The organism is Streptomyces sp. NPDC058221 (assembly GCF_042882365.1).
GTDB lineage: Bacteria > Actinomycetota > Actinomycetes > Streptomycetales > Streptomycetaceae > Streptomyces.
This window is the reverse complement of record NZ_JBHVWF010000007.1, coordinates 24,607-41,573: the sequence shown is the minus strand read 5'-3', so window position 1 is coordinate 41,573 and position 16,967 is coordinate 24,607. Positions and strand designations below refer to the sequence as shown.

Genomic DNA, 16,967 nt, shown 5'->3' with positions numbered 1-16,967 from the left:
ATTTAGTATTGTACTGGGGATGTGAGGGGTGGCGCATGTCGGACCCGTATGCGATCAGAGCGAACGCGCGTGGCGCCCGGCAGCAGCTTCCGGAGGAAGTTGCCTCCTACGTGCGCGAAATGATCATCTCCGGGGAGGTGCGCCCGGGCGATTTTCTCCGCATGGAGCCCATCGCGGAGGCGGTAGGTGTGAGCAACACTCCTGTCCGCGAAGGGCTCCTGGCGCTGCGCAGCGAGGGCTTCGTCAGGCTCGTGCCCCGCAAGGGCTTCGTCGTGGAGCCCTTCACCCGCCAGGACGTTCGGGATCTCTTCTGGGCACAGGCGACTCTTGCGGGTGAGCTGGTGGCTCGGGCGGCGAAGGCGATCACGCCCGCCGAGATCGCGCAGCTGGACGCGATCTGTGAAAGGTACAAGGTGGCTGTCGGCACGGACGACGGCCGAGCCCTCGCCGTCCTGGGTCACCAATTCCACCGGACGGTCAACATGGTGGCCGGCTCGCACCGGCTCGCGCTGCTGCTCGGTTCGGTCGTCAAGCACCTGTCGAATACCTTCTACGTGGCCATTGAAGGCCAGGTGGAGCACACCAGCGACGACCATCCGCAGATCGTCGTGGCCCTGCGCAACAGAGACGCCCGTCGCGCCCGAACCCTCATGGTTGACCACATACTCAGCGGCGGCGACGCGCTGATCGAGACCCTCGCCCAGCGAGGCCTGTGGCGGGGTCAGGAGGAGTCGTGAGTCTGTTCCGGTCGTCCTGCCCGATCAGGTTGCCGAGAACGCCGGCGCAACTGTCTGAAGGCTCTGGCGACCAGGGTTTTGAGAAGCGGGTCGCCGCCCATGACATCCCTTCGGTATCGATGTCGTGACCGTCGAGAGTAACCCGCAGGACAACATGTTCGTCCGACATTGGTCAGCCGAACCTCCTCCCCACTGCTTCATCCCCACTTCATCCCCACGTTGATGAGCTCGACCTTTTCCCGGTCTTCTCCATGGCGCAGATGAAGGCTCCGGCAGCCGGTCACGACGCACCCCGAGGCCGGCCTTCTGCTGTGTGGCCCGGGCGGCCGCTCCCTGCAGGGGCACTTACTCCACCAAGATCACCGACTGTTTCAGGGCTCGCTTCCCGGCGCTTGGGCCGGCAGGTCTACCGCCATCGAGCCGGGCAGGCCGGCTCTAACAATCGAGTATCTCATCAAGAATCAATAATGAGCTAGGCTCGTGAGGGTCTCATCAACCTCCAGGCGACAGGGCCCTGATGCTGCGCGAGCGCTACCAAGCAGGCCTCGACCATGGCTTGTTCACCATCTCAGTACACGCCTTCTTGGACCGGTCGGGTGTCGGGACCAAGGACTGTCTGACCGCACGCCTGTCCGCGGCTGCACGGTCGCCGCGTTTTGCGGACGGGCCCGACGAGGTTCGCAAACGGTCCCTGGGTCGCGCAGGGATCGTCCACCGGGTCGGGACCCGGCCATGACGAGAAGCGGGATGAGTGCAACGCTCGGCGTGGTTCCGCGACCGCAGTGGGTCCGGGTGTCCGGCCCCGGGCCGACACTGACCCCGTGGTCACTGGACCGCATGCTGGCGCCCGACGGGTGGCGCCACCTCGGTCAGCAGTTCCGCCGTGACGTCGGGAGTGACGGCACCCTCCCCGTCGCGGGCCGGCCCAGTGGCGGACCGGCCATCGAAGTCCGGCACGTCGCCGAGCTCCCGGTGCGGATACCGGCAGCGCGCGGCCTTGTGCCGGCCCATGATGTCGATGAGCGGTTCACGCTGACCGTGGACCGCGACGGCATCGTGATCGAAGCGACTCACGGCGCCGGGGCGAGGCATGCGCTGACGACCGTGCGGCACCTGCTCGCGGACGCGGCGGTCCGGGGTACGCCGGGGCGGCTTCCCGGCATTCTCATCGAGGACGGGCCGCGCTTCTCGTGGCGGGGCCTCACTCTTGACGTGGCGCGCACCTTCATCGCGCCCGCCGATGTGAAGCGGATCGTCGATCTCGCCGCCCTGTACCGGCTCTCGGTCCTGCACCTCCACCTGACCGACGACCAGGGCTGGCGTATCGAGATCCCCGGACTCCCGGAGCTCACCGAGAACGCGGAGCACTACAGCGTCGAGGACTGGAACGGCCTCGTCCAGTACGCCGAGGGCCGCGGTATCACGCTCGTCCCCGAGATCGATCTCCCCGGCCACTGCGCCGCCCTGCTGCGCGCCTTTCCGGCCTGCGGGCCGGACCGGGGTGGCTGGCTCGACCCCACGCGACCCGGGGCGCTCGCGATCCTCGATCAGGTGTTGAGGCAGGTGGCCGCCATGACGCGCGGACGCCACGTCCACATCGGCGGTGACGAGACGTTCGGCATGCCCGACGAACTCTTCGCCGCGGTGGTGCGTCACGCCCGCGCCGTCATCCGTGACGCCGGCCGGCGCCCCGTCGGCTGGCAGGAAGCGGCGCGCGCCGGACTGGGCGCCGACGACGTCATCCAGCACTGGATGGTCGTCGACACCGACCGCGCCGTGGTCGAGCGTGCACTCGCTCCCGAGGTGCTGGCGGCGATGGAGGCATCGCTTGCCGGAAGCGATGGCGACCTCGCCTCGGCGCTGGCCGCCGGAGCCCCGGTGATCTCGTCCCCGGCGGCGCACGCCTACCTCGACCGCCCGTACGCCGAACCCGGCCTCGACCCCGGGCAGGAAGAGCGGCGCGCCCGGCTCGGCCTGCGTGCCTACACTCCCGCCCCGGTGAGTACGGCCTACCGATGGGACCCGGCTGCCATGGCGCCACGGTCCGGAGCGATGAACATCGGCGGAGTCGGTGCGGCGCTGTGGTCGGAAACCGTCCGCGACATCGACGACCTCGGCTTCCTGCTGCTGCCGCGACTGGCGAGCATCGCGGAGGTCGCCTGGAGCGGCACGGGCGACTGGGACTCCCACGCCGACGCACTCGCGATCCAGCCCCATCTGTGGGAGGCGCACGGCTGGCGTACGTGGTTCCGGTCCAGCCTCATCGCCTGGAGGATGAGCCGATAGAAAGCAAATAATCGACTATCTATTGCATTGCAGATTCTTGTGGTGCAGGGTTTGCCACGTCACCAGACCCTGCACACAAAGGTCCCTCTCTTGCCGCTTCTCGAGCCCTTGCTGCCGCTCCACCAGGCCCAACAGGCCGGCGGGGCGGAGCTGTCCCCCGACCTCATCAACGACTTCCGGGCGGCGGCACACGCCGCCCACCGGTCGGCCGTGATTCCGCTCTACGGACCGCCGGCCGATGGGATCGCCGTTACCGAGCACACCGCCACGCGCACCGACGGGCCCGAAGTTGCCGTTCGCGTCTACCGCCCGCGCGCCGATGAAGTGCTCCCGGGCTACCTCTACCTGCACGGCGGCGGCTTCTGGGCCGGTGAGGCCGAGCTCTTCGACGTACCGTGCGGCCGGATCGCCAGGGACGCGCACTGCGTCGTCATCTCGGTCGACTACGGTCTCGCCCCCGAGAATCCGTTTCCGGGACCGGTGGACGACTGCTATGCGGCGTTGCTCTGGGTGCACGCCAACGCCGCACAACTCGGTGTGGACGCAGACCGGATCGCCCTTGGCGGCGCCAGTGCCGGTGGCGGACTCGCGGCCGCGGTCGCCCGTCTGGCCAGGGACAACCATGGTCCGGAGATCCTGCTGCAGGTCCTGGAGGTTCCCGCAGTCGATCTCCGGCCGGAGTCCCTCGTCCGGATCGATCCGGAGGGGGCTCCCCTCCAGGTCGACGGGATGGCGCAGGCGGCGGACCTCTATATCAGGCCGCCCCACCGGGCCGACGACCCGCTGGCGTCGCCCGGCCTCGCAGCGGATCTCCAGGGCCTGCCACCGGCCCTCGTCATGACGGCCGAGTACGACCCGCTCAGGGCAGGCGGGGAGCACTACGCCCGCCGCCTCGAGGCGGCCGGTGTACCGGTCACCCATCATCTCTGGCTCGGGCAGCTCCACGGATCCCAGCGCTTCGAGACGCTCATCCCCGAGCCCGCGGCCCGCTATCACGCCATCGTGGTCGAGGCCCTGGCCGGCGCACTGCACCCATGCGCCGCGGAGGCGGGCCGATGACCGGCGCACCCGAGGCGGCAACCGTCAGGACCGACGACGGCATCGAACTCCGGATCCAGTACCGCCGCCATGGCGGCGGACGTCCGCTGGTGCTGGTTCACGGATACACCGGCGCACTCACCGACTGGGATCCGGTCGCCGCAGACCTCGCCGCCGATCGCACGGTCATCACCTACGACCACCGCGGCCACGGTGGGAGCGACCATGGCCCCGCGGGTTCCTACACCATCGACCGGCTCGTCTCCGATCTCGGCCGGGTGCTCGCGTGGGCCCATGCCGAGTTCAGCACCGAGCGGGTGGATCTCGTCGGGCACTCCATGGGCGGGGTGGTCGCGATGATCCATGCCGTCGCCCACCCGGACGAACTCACCTCCCTGGTCCTGATGGACACCGCCGGGGCTCCCGAGTTCCAGGTCCCCGGACAGGTCGCCGAGATCGCCGCTGTGGGGCGCGCGTCCGGCATGGGCGTCGTGGCTCAGCTCGTCGTCGACTTCCTGCGCGCCCAGGAGGGAATGAGCGGTCCGGCTGACGACGTCGCCGCCCGAATGATCACCAGACTCGCTGCCACCGATGTCGAGGCCTTCGACGCACTGGCCCGCGAACTTAACTCGTTCCCGCCGGTGAATGGTCTCGGCACTCTGGATCTCCCGACCACGATCGTGGTCGGGGAAACGGATGCCGGACTTCGCGAGCCCGCACAGCGGCTCGCCTCGATGATCCCCGGCGCAGAACTCGTCGTCATCGCCGGCGCAGGTCACTCCCCCCAGGAGGACGCGCCTGAAGTCGTCATCGAGGCACTGCTGCGCCACCTCGGCCGTACCCGGCCGGCCTGACCCCACCAAGTCCTTGCCTCGTCGTGGGTGAGGTGCGGGCGAAAAATAATCGATTATGTTCAACATCGTCGACAAGGACATGGATATGACGCTCGCGAAGTCCCCGTCCGGGGCACCGTCCGGACCGTCGATCGGTCGTCGCGCACGCGTCGCGGTCGCCGCCCTCGCCCTCGCCGCCGCCCTCGCCGCCTGTGGCTCCGGCGGTGGGTCCGACGACGCCGCCGACCGGTCCGCCGGTCTCAAGGGCGACCCCGTGGTCGTCGGCTTGATCAACGCCGAACAGGGGCCCCTGACCTACCCGGACGTGAGCGTCGGCGCCTCCGCGGCCATCAGATACGTCAACGAGAACGGCGGCGTCAACGGCCGCCCCCTCGAACTCGTCGTCTGCAAGGCGAACGGCACCGCCGAAAGCACCATCGCCTGCGCCCAGGAACTCATCTCCAAGAAGGCAGTCGTCAGTCTCGAAGGTTTCGACCCCACAGCCGACGCCAAGCTGGCACCGCTCAAGAAGGCCGGCATCCCGGTGTCCGGAGCAACCACCCTTGTCCAAGGTGTCGACGTCAGCCCGGACGCGAACCTGACCTCCGTCCCGTGGAGTCTGAGCTTCCCCGCTGCCCTCAAGGCACTCGACAAGCTCGGTACGAAGAACCTCGTCATCGTCGGTGCCGACCCCGGCCCGCAGATGCTCAAGATCCTGAGCAGGAACGTCGGCGCAGCGGCCGGCGCGATGGGGATGAAGGCGAGCCTGACGGCGTACAACCCCGGATCGCCGAACTTCGCCGCAGCGGTCACCGCGGCCAAGGCCAAGGGTGCTGACGCCATCTACATCAGCGGCAACGAGGCCGCGTGCACCAACGGCGTGAAGACCGCCCGCCAACTCGGCTACAAGGGCCACCTCTTCGTCGTGAACTGCACCGACTTCGCCTCCGAACTCGGCGCCGTCGCCAAGGGCGTCATCTCGCTCGCCGTCCTGGTGCCGCCGACGGCCGAGGCGACCGCGCCGGCGAAGACCAAGCAGGACATCGACACCTACAAGAAGGCCATGAAGGCCGACGGCTCCGCCGCCGCCATCGACTCCTTCGCCATCTACGGATTCTCCGACGTCACCACGTTCGCGGAGGCGGTCAAAGGTCTGAGCGGTGAGGTCACGGCCGCCACCGCAGGCACCGCTGTGAAGGGCTTCAAGGGCGATGTCTTCCTCGGCCAGTCAGGAGTCGACTGCACCAGGCGACCGGTTCCCGACGGCGGGTCGTGCGGCACCCGGATGGCCCAGCTCGAGGCCGACGGCAAGGGCGGCTTCGAGATGGTCGGCGGATCGTTCTTCGACGTCACCAAGTGAAGTAGGACGGGACCGAGTTCATGACGCAGATTCTTCTCTTCGCGATTCTCGGACTTGCGTCGGGAGCGGTGTACGCCGGTCTTGGCATGGGTCTGGTCACCGTCTTCAAGGGCTCGGGCGTGATCAGCTTCGCCCAGGCCGGCATCGCCCTGTGGGGAGCCTTCACCTTCCAGGAACTGACCACCACCGGCAGGCTGGTGTTCCCGGTCCTGATCATCCCCGACAGCGTCTCGCTCGGCGGCCCCCAGCCGGTGCCGGTCGCGTTGGCGCTCGGTGTCGCATCGTCAGTGATCATCGGGATGCTCACGCACCTCCTGATCTTCCGGCCGCTGCGTGACGCGTCCATCGTTGCTCGCATCACGGCATCGGTCGGCCTGCTCACGCTGTTGAACGCGCTCATTGTCCGGCGCTTCGGCGACGGCGGCCGTGAGACGGACCCGATCCTGCCCACCGACCCGCTCACCCTGGGAGGGCTCGAATTCTCCGAGGACCGGCTGTGGATGCTGGCGGTCACCGTCGTCATCGCGCTCGCTGTCGCGGCGTTCTTCCGCTGGACCCTGGTCGGCCTGGCCACCCGTGCGAGCGTGGACGGAACCACTGCTCTGACCCTCTCCGGCTGGTCGGCCGACCGGCTGTCGCTGATGACCTGGGCTGTCGGCGCCGGCATCCCGGCCCTGCTGATCTCGCTCGCCAGCCCCATCACCGGCCTAGATCCGGGCAACGCCGCATTGCTGGTCGCTCCGGGCCTGGCCGCGATGCTTGTCGGCCGGATGACCAGCGTCCTGGTCGCGGCCGCGACCGGCGTGGGCCTCGGCGTTCTCGAGTCCCTGTTCACCTACTGGCAGCTGCAGCCCTGGTGGCCCGATGCCATTCCGGCCGGCACCACCGAATCACTGCCGTTCATCGTCATCGTGGCGATGCTCGTCTTCGCCGGGCGCAGCCTGCCCGGCCGCGGCTACATCGCAGGGGCCAGGCTGCCCGCCGTACTGCGGCGCTCGGCCACGTGGAAGGGCATCGGCATCGGCGTCCTGATCGTGGTACCACTCACCTTCGCCCTCGGCGCCGATGACCGCAGCGGCTTGGTGCTCTCGATGATCTTCGCCATCATCGCGCTCGGTTTCGTCGTCCTGATCGGCCTTGTCGGCCAGGTGTCGCTCGGCCAGGCGGGGGTGGCGGGTGTCGCCGCGTTCGCCCTCGTGCGGGTGACCCACGAGCTGCCGTTCCCGCTGAGCGTGCTGGTCGCGGCCGCGGCCGGCTCGCTGGCCGGCGTACTGGCGGGACTGCCGGCGCTCCGCATCCGCGGCGCGCAGCTCGCGGTCGTGACCCTCGCCGGCGCCATCGCGGTGGAGAAGCTGGTCCTCCAGCACATCCAGGCCGAGCCCGGCAGCGCGGCACTCGACGGACCGGCCATCGGCCCGCTCGATCTGTCGATGCAGTCCGGCAGCGACTATGCGCGGCCGGCCTTCGTCATCACTGTGCTGGTGTTCCTGGTCGCGTGCATCTGGCTCGTCGCCCGGGTCATCGCCGGCCGATCGGGGCGCCGTCTGCTTGCGGTGCGATCGAACGAACGTGCCGCAGCATCGGTCGGCATCGACGTCGCGCGCACCAAGATGTGGGCGTTCGCGCTCTCGGCCTTCCTGGCGGGTATCGCCGGCGCCCTCCTCGCCTACAGCCGCGGGACCGTCTCGGCCGGAGGCTTCAACTTCTTCACGGGTCTGACCTACCTCCTCTACGCGTTCCTCGGCGGCATCACCAGCGTGGGCGGTGCTCTGTTCGCGGGCTTCTTCGCGCCCCAGGGGCTCGGCTACGTCATCCTCCAGCGCTTCCTCGACGTCGGGTCGTTCTACGACGTCGTCGGCGGGCTGGGCCTGATCCTGGCCTCGATCTCCCAGCCCAGGGGGGCCGTCGGCGCCCTCGCCGACCAGATCGGATGGGTCCGCAACCGGATCGGCCGCCCTCGCCGCGCCACCGAACGGCCGGTCCCGGCCGCCGCGCAACTCCCGCGACGCGACCGATCGACCCGGCCCGCCCTGGAGATCCACGACCTCTCGGTGTCCTACGGCGGCGTGACCGCGGTCCAGAACCTCGGCCTGGTCCTGAAGCCGGGCACGATTCATGGGCTGATCGGCCCCAACGGCGCGGGCAAGACCAGTACCGTCGACGCGATCACGGGCTTCGCCGCCCACACCGGCCAGGTACGGCTCGACGGCCGAAGCCTCGACGGCCGGGCGACCCACCGTCGCCAGCAGGCCGGGCTGGCGCGCACCTGGCAGGCGGGCGAGATCTTCACCGACCTCACCGTGCTGGAGAACCTGCTCGTCGCCTCCGATCCCGGCAGGCACGGCGACCTGCTGCGCGATCTCTTCGGCCGGGCCCGGAGCGACGGGCAGCAAGCGGCCGCGGCACTGCACCTCCTGGACATCGCGGAGCTCGCCCACCGCAGCGCCGGCGAGGTGTCGACGGGGCAGCTCAAACTGGTCGGCGTAGCACGGGCGTTGGCCTCGGCACCGCTGGTACTGCTCGCGGACGAGCCGGCCGCGGGCCTCGACTCCGAGGAGAGCGCCCAGCTCGGTCGCCGGCTCCGCGCGATCGCCGGGACGGGCGTGGGAATCCTTCTCATCGAGCACGACCTCCCCCTCGTGATGAGCATCTGCGACGAGGTGACGGTGCTCGACTTCGGCCGGGTGATCGCGCATGGCCCGCCCGGAGACATTGCCGCCGACCCGGCGGTGCTGGCCGCCTACGTCGGGACCGACAGCACCGAACCGGCCGTCCACGGGGGCGGACCATCCGGCTTCGAGAGCACCGACCGCACCCCCCAGGAGTCCCGATGACCGCCGCCCTGAGTCTCACGTCGCTCAGCGCCGGGCACAACGGCGTCCCGGTCACCCGTTCCCTCGACCTCACGGTCGAGCCGGGCGAGATCGTTGCGCTGATCGGGCCCAACGGGGCGGGGAAGACGACCACCCTCGACACCGTCGCCGGTGTACTGCACCCCCTCGGAGGCGAGGTCGAGGTCCATGGACATCAGGTGCGGAGCACGGCCGAAGCCGGCAAGCGGGGACTCGGATACCTGCCTGAGCGCCGCGGGCTCTTCTCCGGGCTGACCGTCCGCGAGAACCTCTGGCTGCGTGCCCGGTCACGGCGACGTGGCGACCCGTTGCTCGACGACTACCCGGCGCTGCAACGGCTGGCGGACCGTCGGGCGGGGCTGCTCTCCGGAGGAGAGCAGCAGATCCTGGCGCTCGCCGCAGCGCTCGCTTCGCAGCCCAGCGTGCTCCTGATCGACGAGATGACCATGGGCCTGGCGCCGGTGGTCGTCACCCAGCTCGTCGAGCTCGTTCGTACGGCGGCTGCCGAACGCGGCATCGCGGTGCTCGTCGTCGAGCAGCACGTCAAGGCCGCGCTCGACCTCGCCCAGCGCGGATACGTCCTCCAGCAGGGCGAAGTCGTGATGGAGGGGCCTGCCGAAGAACTGCGCGGCCGGATGGACGAACTGCACGCCGCCTACGTACCGGGCAAGGAAGCGGGGATCACCGGATGACCGGCCTTCACGCACGTCGGGTGGTTCTGCGCCCCGTTGCCGCGGTCCCGATGGTCCTCGCGTCGGTGTTGATGTTCCTCGCCATCGCGCAGCCGACCCGCGCGCAGGACACCGTGGTGCACGACGCCGCCGCGACACGCACGGCGACCACCGCCGCCGGCGCGACCACGACCGGGCTCCACACAGGAGAGCAGCCGGGCCCCGAACGCTACGGCCACAACCTGCAACGCAACGTCGCAGTCCGGATGGCCGACGGTACGAAGCTGCGCGTCGACATCGTCCGGCCGGCCGTCCTCGGAACCAGCAGGACCGCGGCCGGGAAGTTCCCGGTCCTGCTCACGACGACGCCGTACGGCAAGAACAACTACGCCATCGACACCCATCTCGTGCATCGTGGCTACATCGAGGTCATCGCGGACATCCGTGGAACCGGCCTCTCCGAGGGCGACTTCCAGATCTTCGCTCCCGCGGAAGTGTCCGACGGGGTTCGTCTTGTCGGCTGGGTATCGAGACTCCAGGGGGCCAGCGGAGCCGTCGGGCTCATCGGCGGCTCGTACCTGGGCACCAATCAACTGCTCATCGCGGGCGCCGTAGGGCCTCACTCACCGTTGAAGGCGATCTTCCCGGTCGCAGCCGCTCATGACCTCTACCGAGACGTCGTCACCATGGGCAGCATTCCTGACTTCTCCTTTCTCTCCGTCTGGCTCCTGGGGCTCCTTCCCTCGCAGAACCTCACCGGCCCAGTCATCGAAGCGCTCAATGACCCGGCCATAGCCCCGGCAGCCCTTCGGTCATTGCTCCGCAATCTGCTCGGGGACGTCAACTACAACGCCGCGCTGATCGCGGACATGGCCTTGACCGGCAACCGCACGACCGACTCCGCGTACTGGCGGGGCCGCTCGCCGCGCGGGGTCCTGGACAAGATCGTCGCCAACGGGATCCCCGCCTACCTGGTCGGTGGCGCGTTCGACATCTTCCAGCGCGGCGAGCCTCTCAACTTCGCGGGCCTGCAGAACGCCTGGGCAGGCCGGCCCGTGCACAAGCCGATGGCGGCCCAGCAACAAGTGACGGGACGCTACCAGCTGCTGCTCGGCCCATGGACCCACGTCGACTTCGCGGCGCTGGACGTCCAAGACCTCCAGATCGCCTGGTACGACAGGTGGCTCAAGGGCCGGTCCACGGGAATCGACCGGACCCGCACGCCCCTGCACGTCATCGACGCCACCACCGGAACGCACAGCGATTGGCCGACCTATCCGGTTCCGGCCACCGGCGTGAGTACCTACTATTTCGGCGCGGGCAGGACCGGAACCGCACCGTCGCGCAACGACGGCCGTCTGACTCCGGGCCGCCCACCCATGGCAACCGGTCGTGACAAGCTCATCTGGAGCCCCGCCGACGGCTCTGCCTGCTCCCGCTCGACCGATCAGTGGCTCGGCGGCCTGCCGAGCACGGTGCTGGACCAGCTCGGTGCCGGGTGGCAGTGCAACACCGACGACCGTGCGGCGCAGACCGGGCCGGCCGTCCTCACCTATACGACCGCCGCGTTCGGCAAGGCGCGACGCATCGCCGGCCCGATCGCCGCCCGGCTGTACCTGACCAGCAGCACCGACGAGAGCCAACTCGTCGCCACCGTCGACGACGTCGGCCCCGACGGCCGTTCCCGCCCGCTCACCTCCGGTGCGCTGCTGGGGTCTCAACGTGCCGTGGACAAGAAGCGGAGCTGGTTCCTCGACGGACGACTGGTGCTGCCCTTCCACCCAGCCACGGCGTCCTCGGCGAAGCCCGTGCAACCCGGCCTCGTCACCCGGTACGACGTCGAGCTGTTTCCCACCTTCGCGACCCTCGAAGCGGGGCACCGGCTGCGCATCCAGGTGTCCAGCACTGACGCGCCGCACCTCCAGCCGACGTTGCCGCAGACCTTGACGCTTGTCGGCGGTCGCTACGAGGTGCTGCGTAATTCCCGCCATCCGTCGGCGGTCTCGGTGCCGTTCGCTCCGCTTTGAGGATCGCTCAGGTCAGGATGCGCCGCCGGGCGGCACGACCAGGTCCACCTCCATGGGGGCCGGGCGGATCACGACGTCTCCGCCCGGCCCCAGGTCAGGGCCGGCTGGAACGTGACTCCGTCCCGTTCGGTCGCCGGCGGTTCGAGGACCAGTCGTCCGGATTGCAGGGTGAACGTCCGAACCAGTGTGGTTCCGACCCAGTCGTCGTGCAGAGCGAGGTCGACGTGATGTGAGACCGAGGTCCCGTCGCAGGTCCAGCGGCCGGCGTACGCGACGTAGTCCCGGCGGTCGTCGGTCCGCGGTCCGGGACGCATGAGCTGGGCCGAGACGAGGCCCTCCGCGGTGTAGATGCCGAGCCCGGCCGGGTTCGCGCCCAGCGGACGGCGCACGGAGCCATCGGACCCGCGCACCTCGTAGGAGAGCAGGGACCAGGTACCGATCAGAGGATGTGTGGCGATGTCCATGAGGCCCTCGAATGCATTGACGACAGGAAGACGAGCATCTACGCTAGAATCAATTATGAATGAAGAATCGATAATCCGCTACCACGGAACAGGCCACGATCGGTGGGACCTGACCGGCCGGACCGCTGTCGTCACGGGCGCCGGCGGAGTCATCGGCAGCACCGTCGTCGAGACCCTGGTCTCGGCAGGGGCGCACGTCGTTGCCACCGATCTGTCGCTCGATGCGGCCGCCCATGTAACCGACCCGCTCGCCGGGGCCCACCCGGTCGCGCTCGACGTCACCGATGCCGCTGCGGTTCAGGCGGTCGCGGACGGTGTCCTCGCCGACCGCGACCGCCTCGACATCTGGTGCAACATCGCCGGCATCGCCGGCACGCCACAGACCGTCGCGGAGATGACCGACGACGCGTTCGACCGGATCTTCGACACCCACCTGATGGGCACCCTCAACGGGTGCCGTGCGGCGATGTCGGTGATGCGGCCGGCGGGCGCCGGGGCCATTGTCAACATGTCGTCCGAAGCGGTCGACATCCACCCGCCCACCGTCGGTGCCTACGCGGTCGCGAAGGCCGCGATCAGCATGCTGACCCGGGTGCTCTCCGTGGAGGTCGCCGCCGTCGGGGTCCGGGTCAACGCGGTGGCCCCGAGCTTCGTGCCGAGCGATCTGTCACTGGGACGGATCGCCGGTGACGACGCCGAACAGGAGCGCGTGGCCTACCTCGAATGGTGGCGTCGCAAGTCGCCGTTGCGGGAGCTGTGCGGTCCGCAGGACATCGCCTCGCAGATCCACTACCTGGTCAGCGACGCTTCCGCGTTCGTCACCGGGCAGACTCTGCGCACCAACGGCGGAATCACCATGCCATGGTGAGCGCGCCCGCCCGGGAGACCGGGACCAGCAGCCAGGTCCGGCTCGCCCGACGCCCCGCCGGTCTGCCGGTCGCGGCGGACTGGACCATCGACCGGGCTGCGGTCGCCGCCCCCGGCCCGGATGAAGTGACCGTCGAGGTGCTCTACATCTCGGTCGATCCGGCCATGCGGGCCTGGGTCGGCGGAGCCCGCACCTACCGGGAACCGGTCGAGGTCGGCGACCTGGTGCCCGCGGCCGGCATCGGCCGGGTCCTGGTCTCCCGAGCCGATCGGTGCCCGGTCGGCTCGGTCGTCACCGGCGACTTCGGAGTCCGCAGCCATGCCACCGTCGCCGCGCGAGGCCTGCTCGTGCTCGGAGAGGTCGCGGATCAGGACCTCCCGTCCTGCCTGGGCGTGCTCGGCGTCCCCGGACTCACCGCATGGATCGGCCTGCATGCCGTCGCAGCCATGCGATCCGGCGACACCGTTCTCGTCAGTGGTGCCGCCGGCGCGGTCGGCTCGGTCGCGGGGCAGCTCGCCAAGGCCCGCGGAGCGCGGGTCGTCGGCGTGGCAGGCGGACCCGAGAAGTGCCGGTACGTCGTCGAAGTCCTGGGGTTCGACGCGTGCGTCGATCACCGGTCCGGCACACTCGGCGCCGACGTCGCGGCGGCGACGCCCGGCGGGATCGACGTGTACTTCGACAACGTCGGCGGCCCGGTGCTCGAAGCGGCGCTCGCGAACCTCGCCCGGGGCGCCCGGATCGCGCTGTGCGGCGCCATCTCGCAGTACAACGAGGCCGCCATGGCCGGCCCCTCCAACTACATGGAACTCCTCGTCGCGCGGGCGACCATGACCGGCTTCCTCGTCTTCGACCACGCGGACGTGTTCGGCCGGGCGCGGGCCGAGATCAGCGCGCTGCTGAGGGCGGGCACCCTGCACGTCGACACCCACATCCGCCAGGGCATCGAGTCCTTCCCGGACGCGCTCGCGGACCTGTTCGCCGGCAACAACTACGGAAAGGTCCTGGTACGCGTCACCGATACGCACGGGACCGCGGAGGAGAAGTCTTGAGCACCAACCTTCGCCTGGACGGCATGACCGTCTTCCTGACCGGGGCCGGCAACGGGCTCGGCAGGGCGAGCGCGATCAAGCTCGCGTCGTACGGCGCCCACATCGCCTGCACCGACCGGGACCCGGACGCCGCTGAGTCGGCTGCCGAGCAGATCCGCGGGTCCGGTGGCACGGCCACCGGATACCGGCTCGACGTCACCGACAGGCGGGCCGTCGCCGACACCGTCGATCAGGCCGTCCAGGACGGGCCGGGTGGCCTCCACGGACTGGTCACCTGTGCGGGAGTGCCCGGGGACAACGCGACCGTCGAGAACCTCGACCTCGCCTCGTTCCAGCGCATCTTCGCGGTTCACTTCCGGGGCACCCTGCACGCCGTTCAGGCGGCGCTGCCACACCTGAAGGCTTCCGGCGGCGGCTCCGTGGTCACTCTCGCCTCCGGCGCCATCGACCGGCCGTTCCCCGGTTCCGGTGCCTACTCGATGTCGAAGGCGGCGATCGCGATGCTCACCAAGACGCTTGCCGCCGAAGCCGGCCGGGACGGCGTCCGCGCCAATGTCGTCGCCCCCGGCTTCATCCCCACCGGACTCTCGATGGCCGATCACGACACCGACGAAGACACCCGGGGCCGGTTCCTGACCGGGTGGGCGAGGCAGTCACCGATGAAGACCGTCGGAGTGCCGGACGACGTCGCGGACCAGGTCCTCTACCTGCTGAGCCCCGCTGCGGCGTTCGTCACCGGGCAGACACTGCGCGCCAACGGCGGCGCCGCGATGCCGTGGTGAGACAACAGCCCCGTCCGATCGCCGCAGCACCCCCACCCCGGAGGAGTTCCCAGCCATGCGTGTAGCCAACGTCAACGGTCGTGCCGTCGTCGTCCTCTCCGCCAGCACAGCCCTTGACCTGGCCGGCGCCTCCCGCGGCCGGTTCGACTCCGCCCCCCAAGGGGTCTACGACCACTGGGGCGACATCGAGGCGTGGTGGAGCGCTCAGCCCGATCCGGCTGACCTTCCGGGATTCCTCGCATACGACCCGGCCGATGCCGGCATCCCGGTCCCCAGGCCCCGTCAGATCTTCTGCCTGGGCGCGAACTACGGGAACCACGCCGCCGAGGCCGGGTTCGATCCACCGGAGTCGCCGGTCATCTTCACCAAGTTCCCCAGCTGCCTCACCGGACCCTCGGCGCCGGTTCCGCTGCCGAGCCGGTACGTCGACTGGGAGGTCGAACTCGTCGTCGTGATGGGCCGCACCGCCCGCAACGTCGCCGCCCACGACGGATGGGAGCACGTCGCCGGTGTGACGGTCGGCCAGGACCTCTCCGAACGAGTACTCCAAAGGCAGGGCCCGTTGCCGCAGTTGTCGATGGCGAAGTCGCTCCCGGGCTTCGGCCCGATCGGACCCGAGGTCGTCTCCGTCAGCGAACTGGCGGATCCGGACGACCTGGGCCTGGGCTGTGCCGTCAACGGTGAGCAGATGCAGGCATCGCGGACCTCGGACCTCATCTTCGACGTACCGACCCTGGTCGGGTACATCTCCTCCCTGTGCACGATGTACCCGGGAGACCTGATCTTCACCGGCACGCCCGAGGGGGTCGGAGCGACCCGGCGGCCTCCGAGGTTCCTTCAGCCCGGAGACGTCCTGGACACCTGGGTGGACGGCGTTGGCCGGTTGCACAACGTCATGGTCGAGACAGCCGACCGGGTGCCGCGGCCGTCCGGCCGAACCGACAACAACGCAGTGGGGGTCCGTAAGTGAAGGCGATCGCAGTCACCGAGGCCCGCGGTATCGCGGTCATCGACGTCGACGAGCCGGAACCGCGCGCCGACGAGGTCGTCGTCCGGGTCGCACGTGCCGGAATCTGCGGCTCCGACCTGCACGCGCTCAAGAACTCGCGCTATCGGGCCGGTGCGATCCTGGGCCACGAGATCTCCGGCGACATCGTGGCCCATGGCGACGCCGTCACCGGATGGGAGCCGGGGCAGCGCGTCGCGCTGTACCACGGCACTCCCTGCGGCCTGTGCAGCACCTGCCGTGCCGGTCACCCGCACATCTGCCGCAACCATTTCGACACCGCGCTCGGCCTGGGGACCATCCGAGGTGGCATGGCAGAACGCCTCGTCGTGCATCACAGCCTGCTGCATCCACTCGCCGACACCCTCAGCTACGAGGCCGGCGCCCTGGCCGAGCCGCTGTCCATCGCCATTCACGGTGTCGCGAAGGCCAACGTCAACGATTCGAGCAAGGTCGCGGTGCTGGGTGCCGGCCCGATCGGTGCGATGGCAGCTTGTGCGCTCCGCGCTCGGGGCACGGAACGGGTCGTGGTGATCGATCCCAATCCGCTCCGCCGCGAAGCGGCCGCCCGGATGGGGTTCGACGTCCTCGGCCCCGAGGATGCCGGCGCCGGGGTTCGCGACATTCTCGGTGGGCCTGCCGACGCCGTCCTCGAGTGCTCGGGTCACCCCTCCGCAGCCGGACAGGCGGTCTCGCTGGCGAAGGCGACCGGCCGGGTCGTTCTCCAGGGCGTCCCGCTGGAGCTGGTCCCGGTCTCCCAGTTCGCCATCGTGCAGAAGGAGGTCGAGATCGTCGGTGCTGCCAGCTGTGCTCCGGCCGAACTCGACGAAGCGCTGGAGCATCTCGCCGCCGGCCGGATCCCGCTCGGCCAACTGGTCACCGAAGTCGCCCCGCTCGGCGAGGCCGCTCGCTGCTTCGGCTCCCTCATCAACGGCGACGGCCGCCATCTCAAGATCCAGCTCGACCCGACCCGCTGAACCGCAGCGGACCCACG

14 protein-coding genes are annotated in these 16,967 nt (G+C 69.6%); 13 read left to right on the top strand and 1 reads right to left on the bottom strand.

Features of this window, described 5'->3' with window-relative positions; genetic code table 11:
- Positions 1-35: 35 nt before the first annotated feature.
- The 8 genes from ACFVW8_RS04210 to ACFVW8_RS04175 all read left to right on the top strand — a co-directional run bounded on the left by ACFVW8_RS04210 (position 36) and on the right by ACFVW8_RS04175 (position 11,804).
- Positions 36-737 carry a GntR family transcriptional regulator gene (locus tag ACFVW8_RS04210; RefSeq protein ID WP_389686034.1) on the top strand — a complete coding sequence of 234 codons (702 nt, stop codon included), beginning with the start codon at positions 36-38 and terminating at the stop codon, positions 735-737.
- A 747-nt stretch (positions 738-1,484) separates the two neighbouring features.
- Positions 1,485-3,023 carry a family 20 glycosylhydrolase gene (locus ACFVW8_RS04205; protein WP_389686033.1) on the top strand — a complete coding sequence of 513 codons (1,539 nt, stop codon included), beginning with the start codon at positions 1,485-1,487 and terminating at the stop codon, positions 3,021-3,023.
- Positions 3,024-3,113: 90 nt separating this feature from the next.
- Complete coding sequence (locus ACFVW8_RS04200) at positions 3,114-4,082, top strand: alpha/beta hydrolase (protein WP_389686032.1); 969 nt, start codon at positions 3,114-3,116, stop codon at positions 4,080-4,082.
- A complete protein-coding gene (locus ACFVW8_RS04195) occupies positions 4,079-4,915 on the top strand; it encodes an alpha/beta fold hydrolase (RefSeq protein WP_389686031.1) in 837 nt (278 codons plus the stop codon). The genes ACFVW8_RS04200 and ACFVW8_RS04195 overlap by 4 nt, the downstream gene beginning before the upstream one ends.
- Before the next feature lie 55 nt (positions 4,916-4,970).
- Positions 4,971-6,254, top strand: a complete 1,284-nt coding sequence (locus tag ACFVW8_RS04190; protein WP_389686030.1) for an ABC transporter substrate-binding protein — start codon at positions 4,971-4,973, stop codon at positions 6,252-6,254.
- Between the two features lie 20 nt (positions 6,255-6,274).
- Positions 6,275-9,088: an ATP-binding cassette domain-containing protein gene (locus ACFVW8_RS04185; RefSeq protein WP_389686029.1), complete on the top strand. Its 2,814-nt coding sequence runs from the start codon at positions 6,275-6,277 to the stop codon at positions 9,086-9,088.
- Positions 9,085-9,798, top strand: a complete 714-nt coding sequence (locus ACFVW8_RS04180; RefSeq protein WP_389686028.1) for an ABC transporter ATP-binding protein — start codon at positions 9,085-9,087, stop codon at positions 9,796-9,798. Before ACFVW8_RS04185 ends, ACFVW8_RS04180 begins: the two co-directional genes overlap by 4 nt.
- On the top strand, positions 9,795-11,804 hold the full coding sequence (locus ACFVW8_RS04175; RefSeq protein WP_389686027.1) for a CocE/NonD family hydrolase: 2,010 nt from the start codon (positions 9,795-9,797) through the stop codon (positions 11,802-11,804). The genes ACFVW8_RS04180 and ACFVW8_RS04175 overlap by 4 nt, the downstream gene beginning before the upstream one ends.
- 68 nt (positions 11,805-11,872) lie before the next feature.
- Here the strand turns inward: ACFVW8_RS04175 and ACFVW8_RS04170 are convergent, their stop codons facing one another.
- The gene (locus ACFVW8_RS04170) at positions 11,873-12,268 is read right to left on the bottom strand and encodes a lipocalin-like domain-containing protein (RefSeq protein ID WP_389686026.1); all 396 of its coding nucleotides are present in this window, start codon (positions 12,266-12,268) and stop codon (positions 11,873-11,875) included.
- A 55-nt stretch (positions 12,269-12,323) separates the two neighbouring features.
- Between ACFVW8_RS04170 and ACFVW8_RS04165 the strand changes: the two genes are divergently transcribed.
- The 5 genes from ACFVW8_RS04165 to ACFVW8_RS04145 are packed head-to-tail and all read left to right on the top strand — an operon-like array spanning position 12,324 to position 16,950.
- Positions 12,324-13,136 carry an SDR family NAD(P)-dependent oxidoreductase gene (locus ACFVW8_RS04165; protein WP_389686025.1) on the top strand — a complete coding sequence of 271 codons (813 nt, stop codon included), beginning with the start codon at positions 12,324-12,326 and terminating at the stop codon, positions 13,134-13,136.
- The gene (locus ACFVW8_RS04160; protein ID WP_389686024.1) at positions 13,133-14,185 is read left to right on the top strand and encodes an NADP-dependent oxidoreductase; all 1,053 of its coding nucleotides are present in this window, start codon (positions 13,133-13,135) and stop codon (positions 14,183-14,185) included. The genes ACFVW8_RS04165 and ACFVW8_RS04160 overlap by 4 nt, the downstream gene beginning before the upstream one ends.
- Complete coding sequence (locus ACFVW8_RS04155) at positions 14,182-14,967, top strand: SDR family NAD(P)-dependent oxidoreductase (RefSeq protein ID WP_389686023.1); 786 nt, start codon at positions 14,182-14,184, stop codon at positions 14,965-14,967. Before ACFVW8_RS04160 ends, ACFVW8_RS04155 begins: the two co-directional genes overlap by 4 nt.
- Before the next feature lie 55 nt (positions 14,968-15,022).
- Positions 15,023-15,937 (top strand): fumarylacetoacetate hydrolase family protein, encoded by a 915-nt coding sequence (locus ACFVW8_RS04150; RefSeq protein WP_389686022.1) that lies wholly within the window; start codon positions 15,023-15,025, stop codon positions 15,935-15,937.
- Positions 15,934-16,950, top strand: coding sequence for a zinc-binding dehydrogenase (locus ACFVW8_RS04145; protein WP_389686021.1), 1,017 nt, complete (start codon positions 15,934-15,936; stop codon positions 16,948-16,950). The genes ACFVW8_RS04150 and ACFVW8_RS04145 overlap by 4 nt, the downstream gene beginning before the upstream one ends.
- Positions 16,951-16,967 lie beyond the last annotated feature (17 nt).